The organism is Sulfuracidifex metallicus DSM 6482 = JCM 9184 (assembly GCA_032834875.1).
Classification (GTDB): Archaea; Thermoproteota; Thermoprotei_A; order Sulfolobales; family Sulfolobaceae; genus Sulfuracidifex; species Sulfuracidifex metallicus.
The window spans coordinates 588,913-601,774 of record CP135238.1 but is presented as its reverse complement, the minus strand read 5'-3'; the positions used below and the strand labels follow the sequence as shown (position 1 = coordinate 601,774).

22 protein-coding genes are annotated in these 12,862 nt (G+C 37.9%); 6 read left to right on the top strand and 16 right to left on the bottom strand.

Features of this window, described 5'->3' with window-relative positions; all coding sequences use genetic code 11:
• Positions 1-31 precede the first annotated feature (31 nt).
• From RQ359_RS03555 to RQ359_RS03495, 13 genes are all read right to left on the bottom strand, one after another.
• Positions 32-1,036, bottom strand: coding sequence for a 50S ribosomal protein L10 (locus tag RQ359_RS03555; RefSeq protein WP_338116925.1), 1,005 nt, complete (start codon positions 1,034-1,036; stop codon positions 32-34).
• Complete coding sequence (locus RQ359_RS03550; protein WP_156016079.1) at positions 1,033-1,692, bottom strand: 50S ribosomal protein L1; 660 nt, start codon at positions 1,690-1,692, stop codon at positions 1,033-1,035. The genes RQ359_RS03555 and RQ359_RS03550 overlap by 4 nt, the downstream gene beginning before the upstream one ends.
• Positions 1,689-2,201, bottom strand: a complete 513-nt coding sequence (locus RQ359_RS03545) for a 50S ribosomal protein L11 (protein ID WP_054837846.1) — start codon at positions 2,199-2,201, stop codon at positions 1,689-1,691. Before RQ359_RS03545 ends, RQ359_RS03550 begins: the two co-directional genes overlap by 4 nt.
• Before the next feature lie 5 nt (positions 2,202-2,206).
• Positions 2,207-2,665, bottom strand: coding sequence for a transcription elongation factor Spt5 (locus RQ359_RS03540; RefSeq protein ID WP_054837845.1), 459 nt, complete (start codon positions 2,663-2,665; stop codon positions 2,207-2,209).
• A gap of 4 nt (positions 2,666-2,669) precedes the next feature.
• Positions 2,670-2,843 carry a preprotein translocase subunit SecE gene (locus tag RQ359_RS03535; RefSeq protein WP_054837844.1) on the bottom strand — a complete coding sequence of 58 codons (174 nt, stop codon included), beginning with the start codon at positions 2,841-2,843 and terminating at the stop codon, positions 2,670-2,672.
• Between the two features lie 101 nt (positions 2,844-2,944).
• Positions 2,945-3,877 (bottom strand): signal recognition particle-docking protein FtsY, encoded by a 933-nt coding sequence (gene ftsY / locus RQ359_RS03530; RefSeq protein ID WP_240899933.1) that lies wholly within the window; start codon positions 3,875-3,877, stop codon positions 2,945-2,947.
• Between the two features lie 327 nt (positions 3,878-4,204).
• The gene (gene pfdA / locus RQ359_RS03525; RefSeq protein ID WP_156016080.1) at positions 4,205-4,636 is read right to left on the bottom strand and encodes a prefoldin subunit alpha; all 432 of its coding nucleotides are present in this window, start codon (positions 4,634-4,636) and stop codon (positions 4,205-4,207) included.
• Positions 4,637-4,662: 26 nt separating this feature from the next.
• Positions 4,663-4,923, bottom strand: coding sequence for a 50S ribosomal protein L18Ae (rpl18a, locus tag RQ359_RS03520; protein ID WP_054837774.1), 261 nt, complete (start codon positions 4,921-4,923; stop codon positions 4,663-4,665).
• Position 4,924: 1 nt separating this feature from the next.
• On the bottom strand, positions 4,925-5,596 hold the full coding sequence (locus RQ359_RS03515; protein WP_156016081.1) for a translation initiation factor IF-6: 672 nt from the start codon (positions 5,594-5,596) through the stop codon (positions 4,925-4,927).
• Positions 5,593-5,859 (bottom strand): 50S ribosomal protein L31e, encoded by a 267-nt coding sequence (locus RQ359_RS03510; RefSeq protein WP_054837843.1) that lies wholly within the window; start codon positions 5,857-5,859, stop codon positions 5,593-5,595. The genes RQ359_RS03515 and RQ359_RS03510 overlap by 4 nt, the downstream gene beginning before the upstream one ends.
• Before the next feature lie 2 nt (positions 5,860-5,861).
• Positions 5,862-6,017, bottom strand: coding sequence for a 50S ribosomal protein L39e (locus RQ359_RS03505; RefSeq protein WP_054845584.1), 156 nt, complete (start codon positions 6,015-6,017; stop codon positions 5,862-5,864).
• Positions 6,004-6,360, bottom strand: coding sequence for a DNA-binding protein (locus RQ359_RS03500; protein WP_054837773.1), 357 nt, complete (start codon positions 6,358-6,360; stop codon positions 6,004-6,006). Before RQ359_RS03500 ends, RQ359_RS03505 begins: the two co-directional genes overlap by 14 nt.
• A 5-nt stretch (positions 6,361-6,365) precedes the next feature.
• Positions 6,366-6,827: a 30S ribosomal protein S19e gene (locus tag RQ359_RS03495; RefSeq protein WP_156016082.1), complete on the bottom strand. Its 462-nt coding sequence runs from the start codon at positions 6,825-6,827 to the stop codon at positions 6,366-6,368.
• 64 nt (positions 6,828-6,891) lie between these two features.
• Here RQ359_RS03495 and RQ359_RS03490 point away from each other — a divergent pair, with 64 nt between their 5' ends.
• Positions 6,892-8,070 (top strand): nicotinate phosphoribosyltransferase, encoded by a 1,179-nt coding sequence (locus RQ359_RS03490; protein WP_156016083.1) that lies wholly within the window; start codon positions 6,892-6,894, stop codon positions 8,068-8,070.
• Between the two features lies 1 nt (position 8,071).
• On the opposite strand, the gene RQ359_RS03485 is transcribed toward RQ359_RS03490, so the two are convergent.
• Together RQ359_RS03485 and RQ359_RS03480 are read right to left on the bottom strand one after the other, a co-directional pair.
• Positions 8,072-9,124 (bottom strand): AbrB/MazE/SpoVT family DNA-binding domain-containing protein, encoded by a 1,053-nt coding sequence (locus RQ359_RS03485; protein ID WP_156016084.1) that lies wholly within the window; start codon positions 9,122-9,124, stop codon positions 8,072-8,074.
• A 61-nt stretch (positions 9,125-9,185) separates the two neighbouring features.
• Positions 9,186-10,187, bottom strand: coding sequence for a DUF711 family protein (locus tag RQ359_RS03480; protein ID WP_054837772.1), 1,002 nt, complete (start codon positions 10,185-10,187; stop codon positions 9,186-9,188).
• Positions 10,188-10,231: 44 nt separating this feature from the next.
• On the opposite strand from RQ359_RS03480, the gene RQ359_RS03475 reads away from it, so the two are divergent.
• The 5 genes from RQ359_RS03475 to RQ359_RS03455 all read left to right on the top strand — a co-directional run bounded on the left by RQ359_RS03475 (position 10,232) and on the right by RQ359_RS03455 (position 12,678).
• Positions 10,232-10,648, top strand: a complete 417-nt coding sequence (locus tag RQ359_RS03475; RefSeq protein ID WP_156016085.1) for a DsrE/DsrF/DrsH-like family protein — start codon at positions 10,232-10,234, stop codon at positions 10,646-10,648.
• Entirely contained in the window at positions 10,645-10,875 is a 231-nt protein-coding gene (locus tag RQ359_RS03470; protein ID WP_054837771.1) for a sulfurtransferase TusA family protein, read from the top strand. The genes RQ359_RS03475 and RQ359_RS03470 overlap by 4 nt, the downstream gene beginning before the upstream one ends.
• 74 nt (positions 10,876-10,949) lie before the next feature.
• Entirely contained in the window at positions 10,950-11,843 is an 894-nt protein-coding gene (locus RQ359_RS03465; RefSeq protein WP_054837770.1) for a cysteine synthase family protein, read from the top strand.
• A gap of 15 nt (positions 11,844-11,858) precedes the next feature.
• Entirely contained in the window at positions 11,859-12,050 is a 192-nt protein-coding gene (locus tag RQ359_RS03460; protein WP_054837769.1) for a hypothetical protein, read from the top strand.
• Entirely contained in the window at positions 12,010-12,678 is a 669-nt protein-coding gene (locus RQ359_RS03455; RefSeq protein WP_156016086.1) for a BUD32 family EKC/KEOPS complex subunit, read from the top strand. Before RQ359_RS03460 ends, RQ359_RS03455 begins: the two co-directional genes overlap by 41 nt.
• Here RQ359_RS03455 and RQ359_RS03450 read toward each other — a convergent pair.
• Positions 12,659-12,844: a hypothetical protein gene (locus tag RQ359_RS03450; RefSeq protein ID WP_054837767.1), complete on the bottom strand. Its 186-nt coding sequence runs from the start codon at positions 12,842-12,844 to the stop codon at positions 12,659-12,661. The two genes, RQ359_RS03455 and RQ359_RS03450, sit on opposite strands and share 20 nt — an antisense overlap.
• Positions 12,845-12,862: the final 18 nt, after the last annotated feature.

Sequence of the window (12,862 nt, the reverse complement as noted above, 5' to 3'; positions counted from 1 at the left end):
CTTATCAGATTATTCCGTGTTATATTTAAACTTACCCGAAGAGAGAGGAGATACCTCCTCCTATTTCCTCTTCGCTTGGTCCCTTATTCTCTTCCTCCTTCTTCTCTTCCTTCTTCTCTTCTGCTGCAGCTGGTGCTTGTGCTTTCGGTATATTTATGCCTAAGTCAACCTTGCCCTCTAAAGCAGAAGCCAATGCATAGGCTTTAGCCATAGCTCTAGATAATACATTCTCTGCAGTTTCTGGTGTTAAGTATCCTGATTCTCCAGCTAAAGCCATTGCATTTCTATAAGCCTTTCCTATTGTGACCTTAAGCACTTCTGGTACAGGATATGCAATCTCCACTGCAACTGCCATCGATTCCTGGTACGCCTTTGCTATGTTTGAAGCGTACTGACCTAAATCTATCTTTAGTTCATTAGAAGGTATTAGTAGCCCCTCGTAATAAGCGCCCTTTAAGCCTAGCTTTATATAAACTGGCATTATTCCTAATTTTTGCAAAATTGGTATAGCATCATCTGGTATCTTAGATCCAGGCTTAGCTATTACTGTATCCTCTGCTACGAAGATCTTTCCTTCTTGGACTCTTGTCTTTATCTTTAGTTTCCCGAAGGTGCTTAGTACTGGACCTGCTGAAAACCCTGTATCTCCTGCTGGGATTACTACCTCTTCCTCTGCGATATCTCCAGCTTTGGCATATCTCTTTAACTTGAACTTTTCGAAGAATATTGAGAAAGTAAACGGATTATCATTAGTTAAGATGAAAATATTGGGTCCTATAAGGTATTTTTCTAATTTCGAAACATCTATTCCAGCATTTTTAGCAGCTATTTGAAATAGTGAGTTTTTAGTAACTCTAACTATTGCTTTTCCTCTGAGTTGCTTTCTAATCTCGTGTAGCTTATCTGCGGGAAATCCCTCCAAGCTTCCTATTATTACAGTCTTATTTTTCTTCAGCTCTTCCGTGAGTTCCTCTACTTCATCTATTTTCCATTTTGCAATTTTCTTTTGCTGTATTTCTACTGCCATCTTTATCACCTCGTACTTACTTTAACTGGTTTACCCATAGTAGTCTTTATATATATGTTACCTATTTTTGATAGTGCATTCGTTACCTTTCCTTCTATTACATTTAGAACTGCTAGAGCGTTCTCAGCCAAATCTTCTGCAGATTGATCCTCTGTTCCAATAAAAGCTTGAGTATGAGGTTGATCCTTAGTTTTGACCAGTGTAGATCTCTTGTATCTATTTATGTACTCTGTTACGTCCGCTGCTCCAGGGAGTGGAGTGGGGAATTTACCTCTAGGGCCTAGAGCCGGACCCAAAATACGACCAGCTAGGGCCATTGAGTCAGGAGCTATTAGGAACCAGTCGTTTTGCGTAGCAAGTTTCTTTACTGTTCTTTTGTTTCCCTGTAGCTTCTGTAGTTCCTCTTTGCTAAGTAGAACATTAGGTTCAGCCTTCTTCGCATATTCAGTTTGCTCAAAAGTTGGCACCACTAGTACTTTCTTTTCTTTGGGTGGGGTTTTTGGCAGATTTACTATTTCCCTAAGCTTTATATCTCCCCTCTTCATGTCGACGTCTCTAAAGGTTACTATTATATCGACACTTTGTTTGAATTCCCTTTTAGTTTTATTTTCTTCCTGTAAAGCCTTAGCTACAGCTTCAGCTAGCTTGTCCTTTCCTACTATCATTCTAAACCACCATTCCACTTTTCTTCATACTTATTTAACACTTCGTCGAACTTACCTTCATCCACTTCTTTCACTAGCTCTTTCGGATCTCTTCCATCTACAGTTATTCCTATGGCGTGGGCTGAACCAAGCAAGCTTTTAACGGCACCTTTAAGGGATTTTGACGTCATGGACGGCTTCTTCATTATCGCGACTTTAATTATTCCTTCAAAGTGTATATTTCCAATCTTCTTATGGGCTGTATCTCCAGAAGGTTCGCTTGCTCCCGCTTCTTTTAATAGAAGAGCAGTAGTGGTTGGAATACCTACGGAGATATTGTACTTCTTCGTGTTCGTATCAATTTCAATGCTAACTGGGACACTCATACCCTTGAATTGAGAAGTAGCGTCATTTATTTTCTTTACAACTTCACCTACGTTAAGCTTGAGTTGAGAGAGAGTTGGAGCCAACGGAGGAGCTGGCTTCGCATTACCTCCCTCTATTACGATCTTTATTGTTTTAGTGGGCACATTTTTCACCTCTTTAAAACTTTAACTTGATCTATGGGCACAGTTACTGTCAAAGGAAAAGCTGATTCTAGAATATTTAACACTACCTCTCCTCTCTCCTCCTCTACTCTAACAACCTGAGCTTGCATTCCTCTGAATGGCCCAGAGTTTATCTCTACCATCTGATCTTTCTCTAGTTTAACCCTCACTAGGTTGGACGATACCATCTTTGCAACGTCGTTCTTGTCCAATAATCCTTGGGCTACACCCTTTACGTTTCTTATGCCTGAGATTAAGAGCTTCACTATGTGGGGCCCACCGGCCTCAATGATTACGTAACCTTTCAGACTTTGCGGGACTAAAATAGAGTATACTTCCTGAATGTTGTTTGTCTTTATTCGCTCTTCTAGCATTAGAGCAACATTTATTTCTTGGCCCCCAGTAACCTTGACGGCGTAATAATTCCTTATCTTGGGCCTTTCCATTAACTCACCCAACTACAAACGCCATTATTGCCTGGATGGCAAATGCGAGAACTCCTACAACCAATATAATTAGCCCAGTAATTCTAAGGTTAAACTTGTAAGTCTCCTTATCGGGCTTTTTTGCTACAGTTATTATTCTGTTCCAATCTTCTTTTCTGTGCTGAAACCATGAAATTATAAAGTTGCCATTACCCCTGCTTTTAGTTGTGCTGCTCTGTTTGCTCTTCGGTGTAGATTTACTTGACATATAAGTATGGTTATGGCTTATAGAATATTAGCTTAACTATTAAATAGCCTTTCCACGAACCAGTCTGCAGAAAAAGGCTGAAGCTTTTCGTATTCCTGCCCTACGCCTAAAAAGATAACTGGTTTGCTTAATTCATATGCTAGAGATAATACTACGCCTCCTTTAGCATCAGCATCAACCTTAGTTAATATCACAGCATCGAAACCTATGGCATTTTCAAAATATTTTGCTTGTTCTAATGTATCATTTCCCCCCAATGAGTCTAATACTAGTATTCTGAAATTAGGTTTAGCTATTTTCATTAATCTTCTAAGTTCATTAGTCAGATCTGTATCCGTGTTCATTCTTCCTGCAGTATCTATTAGAACTACATCTATTCCTCTACTCTTTGCTGATTGTATTGCATCGAAAGCAACTGCAGCAGGATCTCCACCGTATTTTCCCTTCACTATTGGCACCTCAAGCTTCTGCGCATGTATAGAAAGTTGTTCTTGCGCAGCAGCCCTAAATGTATCGGATGCTGAAACTATGCATGTTAAGCCGTTTTTCTTTAACATATAAATCACTTTAGCTATTGTCGTGGTTTTACCTACTCCGTTAACTCCAAAGAATACAATAACAAATGGTTTTTGAGACTTCCTTATCAGGTCAATTAAGTTTATGTTCTCGTTCTTAGTTAGTATCTCTGTTATTGATTTTTTTAGCGTGTCTCTTAATATTTCTTCTACATCTTCTGATCTTTTTATTCTTTTACCTAATAACGCATTTTTTATATCAGCCAAAAATTTTTCAGTTACATCGAAAGATACATCGCTTTCAAGCAATTGGTATCTAAGTTCTTCAACTAGATCTTCTATATCCTTTTCTTTAATCTCCCTATATCTGAATACATCTAAGAAACTTCCCTTCTTTTTGCCCTCAGCTTTCTCAGACTCACCCTTTATGTCTTTTTTCTGAGCTGACAAACTTTGATTTGAACTAATCCCTTTCCCTTGTTGTATCGGTTTTTGTTCATCTCTAACTTCTACGGGTTTCTCTACTTGTCTATTTTCACTAGATGTAGCTTCTGGGACTTCGTTTCTGATTTCCCCAGATGTGGGGTTTAGGTCTCTTTGGGTGCTTTCTTGTTTGATTTCGCTAGGTTCTTTCTTGATCTCGCTTTGATTTAACTCTAGCTCTTCACAACGTTGATTAGTCTGTTCATTTAATTCCTCCTTCTTCTCTTTTTCCTCTTCCTTGAATTTTCCTACAAAATTAGAAAATGCTTTTTTTAATTTATCGAAACAGAAAGATCACCTTGGTTGTTCTGCCTGAGCCCTTTCCAAGATCTCCGCAATCTGATAATAAGCAGTTGCAGCTTTTTCCCTCTCAGACAGAACTCCCTGTAGAGCCTTATTTAATTCATCTTTTCTAGAGTCAAGCATCTTCTTAGCTTGCTCTGGCGTTACTTCGGCGTAGTAGCCTAGCCCTATGTTCATTGTGACCTTTGAAGTGTCCTTAATTTCGCTCTTAACTAGGACAAATCCTTTTCTATCAACTGATACTAATTGTTCCTGTTTCTCATTAATCATTTCAAGAAATTGCTTTGCGGATTCTATAGAGTTGAGGGAATCAGTTAGGTCGGCTATAGACTTTTGTAATACATCGATGTATCTCTTTAGATAGTCAGCTTGTGCCAGTAGATCCTCGAGGGAAACTTGTACGTCTCTACCTTGATCTGACATTTCATTCACCACCTTTTTCATTATTTTTATATTGTTATCCTATCTAATGACATCAGATCCTGCATTCTCTTATCTTGGATAGTAGTGGGATCTACTTCTTTCACTTCTTCAATTTTTATGTTCTTTCTTTTTATTTTATTCTTGCTCCCAAATGAGGAATATATTAGCTCCTTAGCCTGAGTTTCATTTAGAGCTCTTACGTATCTAGTAAACTTTTGTCTTACTGGGTAATGCGACTCTCCAAAGAGAGCCGTTCCTCTGACCATAAATGTCTTTACTTCTGACATTTCATTCACCAAATGCTTTTTGTATTCTTAAAATCTCTGGTCCCGTTGTACGGGAGCCTATAAGTATTCCCTTGTTATTTACTATTATCCCACTCTTTATGAATGTATTTCCAAAGTTTATTGTTCCAATATCAAAATTAACTTTAAAAATTTTCTCCATTCTCTTAATTTCCTCTTCACTAGTTTCAATGTGAGTTAAACCGCCCTTGTCATTAACTGCGCCTACAGCACCTACTGTTACTATGTTTGCTATTGACCCTTTTTCTATATCATCTAATCCTGTTATGTTCTTTAGAAATTTAACTTCTGCTTCAGTAAAATCTGGGTATATCAAAGCCCCTTTATTGTTCATAAGTATAGTGTTTCCAAATGCTGTAACTCTGGAGTCAAAAATTTCTACTCTACAGTCCTTTAATTCCCTTTTTAGAAAAGAAAACTCCTCTTCAGTAGTTGTTTTTGGAAGTAAAATCACATTGTCATTTCCGCTAACAAAAATACCCAAGAGAAAAGTTCCAGAAATTTGTGCTTCTATAACTTGCGTTCCCAGATTTTCCTCTATGCTCTCTATTAACTTTTTATCAACTCCTCTGGGAACTAACGAGTATTTATTATTAGTAAAAACATATATTCCTATATTATCTGACCCAAAGATGCTAGTTCTCTGCAGGTTCATTCACTCTTGATTACAAGTCTGACTAGAAATGTTTTTTCTTCGAGCTTTGTTACTACTATCGTTATTTTCTCTTGAATTTTCTCCCTTCCATTAGTTGAGATGAATTGGTTCAATAGAGGATCGAGAACGACTCTTTCTGCATTGAAATGTCTTTTTACCGTTTCTCTGACAATGTTTATCGCCCTTCTAGCTCTGACGTTCCTCTTTCCCATTATAGCTCGTCTTAAGTTTATGGTGATTTCAAAATTATCTTTCTCCTTCATTTTCACACCTTTAAGTCGTTTCTTCTCCAATCCCTTCTCATTAAATTATACTTATATTTACCGTTAGTTCTTAATATAACCCATACTGGAACGCTCTCGTTGTTTTTCATTGCCTTTCCTAGCCTGAGTTTTTTGCCCAAATTTTTATGGGTGCTCATTCCATCCCCTCTCTCTAATTTGTATCTTAAAATCTCTTCTGTTCTGTCCAGTAAGCTGACTTAATATGGCTTTTAACTCTTCGTCTGTTATAGGTACCTTGATTCTGCCGCTCTGTGCTAGCATTATTAATTGGTCGCTTAATGAGTTAGCGAAATCTGGCTTTATCAGCTTTATATTTGCTAGTCTCTGTCTAGCCTCTGGGGCAAGTATAGCCCTTAACGCCGCTTCCCTTTGGGCTTCGAGCTCACTTTGTTTCCTCTTTTCAATTTCTGCTTTACGCTGTTCTTCTGAGGCCCTCTTGTTTATTATCTCGTTAAGCTCGTCATCGTCATAATCTGACATTTATATCACCCCTCTAAATATATTTTAAGAGAGGGATTAGTCTCAACTAATTCCTTGAATGCTTCAAGGGATATTTTATCAACTAGAGATCTTCCCTTAGAGGATAACATCCTTCCCCTTTTAGTTTTAATTACAAGACCTGCCTTTTCTAGCTGCTGCATAATCATTCTTGTCGAATGAGCTGGAGCTCTTCTAAAATGAGGCGGTCTATTTCCCTTAGAGCTGGAACCACCATAGACTACCTTGCTTTTACCTACACCTAGGAAGGTATCTATGTACATTTTTCTCATTATGGAGGCAGTTCTTACATACCACCATTCCTCTGGATTATCTGGAATTCTCTCTTTGAAACTTGCAGTTTTAGTTAGGAAACTCCACTCTGGAGGCATTACTATGTTTTTTTCCTTAAGGTAGGCTGCAAGCCTTTCTATCAATTTTTCAGGTGGTACCATACTTGCAGTAATCATTCTAATCGAAGATAGTTACCATGTAAGGTTTAAAAATTATCCTATTAGTTAGTTTCAGGTATAAATGCGACTTTACACGGTTGGAGAGGAGGAAATACGCAGCGGTAATGTTACGGATGTATATTTTAAAAGAACTGCAGATACACTTTTCCACTTAGGAATAAAGAACCTTAAAGTAAGAATGGAGTTCCACTGTTATGGTCTTCCCAAGGGATATTCTTGGGGTGTTTTCGCCGGATTAGAGGAAGCATTGAGACTATTGGAAGGGAGAAATGTTACAGTCTACGCTATGGACGAAGGTACGATATTTAGGGAAATCGAGCCAGTCATGATAATTGAAGGAGATTATCTAGAATTTGGAGAGCTAGAGACCGCACTACTGGGCGTACTAAGGCATGAGAGTAGCATTGCTACTAAGGCGGCCAGAATTAAAATGCTAGCATTGAATAAACAAATGATATTCTTTGGTTTGAGGGCACTCCATCCAGCTATTTCTCCCATGGTAGACAGAGCGGCGTATATAGGAGGCATGGATGGCGTTTCTGGCACTATGAGCGAAAAGTTCCTTGGAGTTAAACCTTCTGGGACGATGCCTCATGCACTCATGCTTGCAGTAGGTGATAACGTCAAGGCATGGCAGGCGTTTGATGAGGCTGTAGAGAAGGACGTGCCAAGGATAGTATTAGTTGATACTTTCGACGATGAAAGGAATGAGGCGTTAAAGGCTGCCTCATTGTTGAAGGATAGGCTCTACGGTATAAGGCTAGATACGCCTTCAAGCAGAAGAGGGAATTTCAAGAAAATAGTCAAGGAAATAAGATGGACTCTAGATATAAATGGATTTTCTAATGTTAGAATTATAGTAAGTGGAGGTCTAGACGAGAAAGACGTTATAGAGTTAAGAGATGTAGTAGACAGTTTCGGTATTGGTACTTCTGTGGCATTTCCTCCCAGCGTTGATTTCAGTGCGGATATAGTAGAGAAATTTGACGGTAAATGGATTCCTTTTACTAAGAGAGGAAAATGGCCTGGCGCGAAGCAAGTTTATAGATGTAGCATAAATGACGATAAGATTACTTTATTTGATCAAAGATCTGAGCTTAAATGTGAACCACTTTTAAAGGAGTACATGAAGGATGGTAAGCTAGTCCGTGAATTACCTTCTCCATCACAAATCAGAGACAGGGTAATTTCACAATTGAAAGATATTTCGAAAATTGAGCAAGATAGTGAAAATAACTAGGCTAACCCTTTAATTGAACTTCTTTTAGATTTTCTATACTTCTATTGAACGCTATTTCAACTATAGGTTCCATTCTCCTTATGGAGTTATATAGCCTTAGATTAAGTGACCTTACAGTTGATATAAGTATAGGAGACTTTATCTCTATTAGCTTATCTTCTAGCTCAGAAGCTTCAGCTATTAACACCCTTCTAAGTGTTCTCAGCTCTTCCATTACCTCGTTTATCAGCATCACATCTTCCTTTGACAATACCTTAACTGTGTGGTCTATTACTACTGCGGTCTGCTCGATGAAAATGTTTAATTTATTCCAAAAGTTCTTCAGAATTTCCATATCCTCTGGGTGCAACGCAAGCAGGTCGCTGGCTGCTTCGCTTATTTCATCCGCAGCTTCTTCGATTGACTTTATTAATATTCTATTTCCTACAATTTGTATTCTCTTAACTCCTATCATATAAGCTAAGCTTCTATTCACTTGTGCTAGTAGAAGTTGCCTTAAGGCTAAATAATACAATCTATCTATTTCTTTTTCAAGCTCAACTACTTCCTGTAGGAAAGTTCTGCTAGATTCTTTTATTCCAAGATCTAGATAATGTAACATTTGTTTTATAGAATTTGACAATCTAGCTATCAAACTACTTATGCTATACTTAGTTGGATCTAAAAAGGACTGTATTTGCACACTATCAACTGTCTGTGTGATTATTTCAAGCCCAATTAGGTTTCTGGATGCCTCCTTTATTTTCCTCATGGTTTCTTCATTTATTATGCCATCTTTTGAAGAAATATCTATCTTATCAATACCTAAAATATATAAAGAATATATTGCTCTACTTACGACCTCGGGCTGTACTTGACCCGAGAGAGACAATTTAACTTCCCTGCTGTTGGACTCCGATTTCAAATTAGGTGGATAAACCTTCAGGCTCCCGTCTTCATCGACTTCTAAGTAAACGCTCTCTCCAGCGGATAAGCTAACTTCCTTTACCCAGTCAGCAGGTAAAGATACCATGAGCGTTGACTTACCAAACTTCTGAACTCTTCTGACTTCCATATAAGTCCACTCTACTATGTATAGTAAAATTCAAGGTATATAAAAGTAGTTTAAACTTAGCCTATATTACTTTAACTTCAGGTATATCGCCGAATTCTTTAGACCTAACTTTTCCTCCGCTCGTGGTTACTATTCTCATACCTATAGGTCTCATCTTAACTCGTCTTATTGAATATAATGCTTTCAAAAGATTCAATATTGTAACTTTGTCTCTAGTTATAGCTATCATATCTATGCCTGCAGCACAAACGTAAGTTAAGGCGATTAAATTGGTTAAGGTTAAACTACCGTCCTCAGCCCTTCTTCTAAGCACGTTATCTTCAGAAACTGGTAACATTACTTCAGAAAAGCCTATGGGTTTAACCTTGGAAATAAGGCTAGCCTTCAATATCTCCTGGTTTAGTTCATGCACGGCCCAAATGTTGGAAATATTGAAGATTTTTTCGCTCCTTCGTTCTATTATCTCTCCTACACTTTTTTCCATCCACGGTGATAATGAAACGTCCACGCCCAAGTACTTTACTTTTAGTTCAGCTTCTAGTTTTCTACCGATCTCGTCAGCATAAGAGATTGCCCTTACAGTATTTCCCTTCATTACTTCGTCTGTATATAAGAGTGCCAATCCAAATGAACTGGTTATCACGTCTGCAGTAGATATTGGAAAATATGGAGATACTAGAAACCAATCACCGAACAGAACTCCAAATCTGGTAGCATCCTCTGGTTCTAGACTTAAAATCAGTTTCGTTATCTCTTCTAGATTTTTCACGTCCCTGACTAATACGTTAGCGTAGAATCTATTAGAGATAGAAAGTAAGTCCTTGATTTGGCTTAATCTTCTATCATCAGCCGTTAAACTGGCAACGCTATATATTACATCATTGCTATTCCTAACAGATGGTATTTCAACTAGCTTATCTAAGCTTAAGTCCTTGGGCGTAGGAGGTAGGGATATTCTCTTGGTCCATACATTATATTCCTTGTTTAAATTATCCAGTAGTTTTTCAGCTTTTTCTACTTCTTGATAGGTCTTTGAAAAGAAAGTGAACGCTCTTATCTGCATATCTGAAATCTACCTTTTAATATGGACGGGGCTTTTAATTGATTATGGAAAAGCGAAAGCTTACTATTCTTCAGGCAGATAATACAATGGATAAGTTCTATCACGCTCTGGTCATGGCAACAGAAGCTAGAACCTTAGGATGGGACGTTAATGTCTTTGTAACCTCTCAAGCTGTAGTCCTCTTAGCAAAGGGAGAAAAAGGGTCTAAGGCCAGATCAAAACTGAGCATTGGGGGACTAGCAAGATTTTTCGTACAAAGGCAAATGAAAAAGCTAGGAATAACTAACATTGATACTCTCTTGAAGAGAGCAATGGACGCGGGCGTTCAGTTCTTCGTAGACGAGGCTGGTTTGAGAATAGCTAAAGTTTCTAAAGAGGATTTGATGGAGAACGTAAAATTGTCAGGTGGTATATCCTTTTTACTTTCCGCAAAAGAATCAGATGTGGTGGTTACTCTTTGAGAATCATAAAGGCAGACGGAGTATGTCCAATGGTAGTTTTAGACGTTTTTAAGGTTTGGAATTCCCTTCAAGTAGGGCAACAAGAAGAAATACTTGTGTCTACTGATTGGGAGGCTGCCGCCTTGGAATTAGAGAAATGGTGTAAGGAAACTGGTAATGAATATCATGGGTATCAAAAAGAAGGGAACAGATTTAACGTGAGAATTAAGCTCATAAGAAAAGAATGAACATCCTCATGGCAAATAAAAAACTATAAATATTAAGTGTAATTTACTTAAGTAGATTGAGGTAGGTCCGTATTGTGTCAAAAGATCTTCACGTATTTGAAGACTCGATTGATCTCCTAGAGGGGATGTGGCCTACTCCCCTTCTAAAGTTAAACATAGGAAAAGATGTATGGGGAAAGTTAGAGTTCTACAATCCGTTTAGCAGAAGTATAAAGGATAGGACGGCGTACTATCTTTTTAAGGAGGCGATTAAGAGGGAAGCTAAAGCCATGGTCGAAGCTACTTCTGGTAATACTGGCATAGCGTTAGCTTCTATGGCTTCATCTCACGGCATCAATTTTACCATGTTCGTCCCTGCGACAGCCTCAAAGGTATATCGATTATTTGCATCAATTCTAGGTGCAGAAGTTTTTACAGCTGGGGAGAAGACAGCAGACCTTATACCCTTAGTTAAGCAATATTCCTCTGTCAGTAACGCAGTAAATTTAGATCAGTTTAATAATCCAGTAAATTTGCTAGCTCATTATAATACTACTGCTAAGGAGATAGATGAGCAATTGACTTCTCAAGGTTTGACTCCACAACGTATAATTGCAACAATGGGGACTGGGGGTCATATAGCAGGAATCTCTAAGTACTTTAAGGAAAAATATGGGGACGAAGTAGAGATAATAGGAGTCCAACCAGCAGAGGGCTCTAGAATACCTGGATTAAAAAGACAGGACTTTTCAAATAATTCATTGTTAGCCTTGGGTAAGGTAGATAGGGTTATGGATATAAGTCTTGAGGAAGCCGTGGACGGAGTCAAGCTCATAGGACGTACTTCTGGTATTCTTATAGGAATTAGTGCAGGAGCAACAGTTTCTGCATTTAACAAAGTAAAAGACGATAGAACTACAGTTCTCATATTCCCTGATGATGCATTTAAATACGTGGATGTGCTGGAGCAAATTTTAAAAACACATTGAAACAACTTATAGTTCGTGTCTGAGCTAATAGTAATTTTAAATAAGAAAGGTGATATTCTAGATTTTTATCCAAAAGTTTCAAATATTTCTGAAGTTTTGAATGTTAAGCCTGAAGAGGTTTATGATGATGGTGAATTAATAAGGCTAAGAATCGTAACACATACGGATGAAGATAAAGATAACTCCCTCATTTTACACTCAGTCTAAAGTAGAGTGTAATGAAGGGAAGAAGTTTGTAACTAAATGTTATTCTTCTATTTTCGGAATAAAATGGTTTCTAATTTCTGGAATTTTTAATAACTATCCTTATGCATCTCAACCAATTGAGAGAATGGGAAGAGAAATTGAGTTTTTTACAGAGAAATGGAGTAAAGTTAGAGTTCCAAGAATTATAGATATGGATATGGAGAAGATGTGTCTTTTCAGGGAATTTGTTGAAGGTAGAGAGGTGACCAACGACAAGAAGGATTTTAGGCTTCTAGGCTATGTGATGAAAGAAATCCATGAAAAGGGATTTGTCATGGGGGATACAAAGCCTTCTAATTTCATGATAAGTGGAGAGACTGTCTTCGTCATAGACGCCGAGCAATCCACAAGGAATAGCTCCAGCGAATATAAAGCGTGGGACATTCTAGTTCTCACGTTGTTTTCGAGTTTTCTCTTCATCAATGAGGTTGTCGATTTTAGGGAAGCCGTAAGGGAATTTTTATCGTCTTACGAGTTGAATAGGGAAATAGCACTTAAACTAACTGGAGTTAAAAATGCTCCCTTACTTGCTCTTTTTCCTCCTCCACATCTATTGGAGCTTAAGAAGATCAGCGCAGAATATCTATGACTACTTTATCGTTGTCTCTTCTAGTCCTAACCTCTTGGTCAAGGATTCTGGTACCACATGCTGGGCATTTGTAGAAATATTTTATTATTTTACTTGCTTGTCCTAACTCTGCCTCTACTAGGAATTCCATTTTTATCCTGCATCTAGGGCAATCTACTTCGTTCATACAACATTTTTAATTCGA

Excerpts from the sequence above, each read along its gene's own strand:
- RQ359_RS03550 (WP_156016079.1), bottom strand. The coding sequence starts at position 1,692 with ATGATAGTAGGAAAGGACAAGCTAGCTGAAGCTGTAGCTAAGGCTTTA.
- RQ359_RS03540 (WP_054837845.1), bottom strand. The coding sequence starts at position 2,665 with ATGGAAAGGCCCAAGATAAGGAATTATTACGCCGTCAAGGTTACTGGG.
- pfdA (WP_156016080.1), bottom strand. The coding sequence starts at position 4,636 with ATGTCAGATCAAGGTAGAGACGTACAAGTTTCCCTCGAGGATCTACTG.
- rpl18a (WP_054837774.1), bottom strand. The coding sequence starts at position 4,923 with ATGTCAGAAGTAAAGACATTTATGGTCAGAGGAACGGCTCTCTTTGGA.
- RQ359_RS03515 (WP_156016081.1), bottom strand. The coding sequence starts at position 5,596 with ATGAACCTGCAGAGAACTAGCATCTTTGGGTCAGATAATATAGGAATA.
- RQ359_RS03510 (WP_054837843.1), bottom strand. The coding sequence starts at position 5,859 with ATGAAGGAGAAAGATAATTTTGAAATCACCATAAACTTAAGACGAGCT.
- RQ359_RS03505 (WP_054845584.1), bottom strand. The coding sequence starts at position 6,017 with ATGAGCACCCATAAAAATTTGGGCAAAAAACTCAGGCTAGGAAAGGCA.
- RQ359_RS03500 (WP_054837773.1), bottom strand. The coding sequence starts at position 6,360 with ATGTCAGATTATGACGATGACGAGCTTAACGAGATAATAAACAAGAGG.
- RQ359_RS03495 (WP_156016082.1), bottom strand. The coding sequence starts at position 6,827 with ATGATTACTGCAAGTATGGTACCACCTGAAAAATTGATAGAAAGGCTT.
- RQ359_RS03490 (WP_156016083.1), top strand. The coding sequence starts at position 6,892 with ATGCGACTTTACACGGTTGGAGAGGAGGAAATACGCAGCGGTAATGTT.
- RQ359_RS03485 (WP_156016084.1), bottom strand. The coding sequence starts at position 9,124 with ATGGAAGTCAGAAGAGTTCAGAAGTTTGGTAAGTCAACGCTCATGGTA.
- RQ359_RS03480 (WP_054837772.1), bottom strand. The coding sequence starts at position 10,187 with ATGCAGATAAGAGCGTTCACTTTCTTTTCAAAGACCTATCAAGAAGTA.
- RQ359_RS03475 (WP_156016085.1), top strand. The coding sequence starts at position 10,232 with ATGGAAAAGCGAAAGCTTACTATTCTTCAGGCAGATAATACAATGGAT.
- RQ359_RS03455 (WP_156016086.1), top strand. The coding sequence starts at position 12,010 with ATGAAGATAAAGATAACTCCCTCATTTTACACTCAGTCTAAAGTAGAG.
- RQ359_RS03450 (WP_054837767.1), bottom strand. The coding sequence starts at position 12,844 with ATGAACGAAGTAGATTGCCCTAGATGCAGGATAAAAATGGAATTCCTA.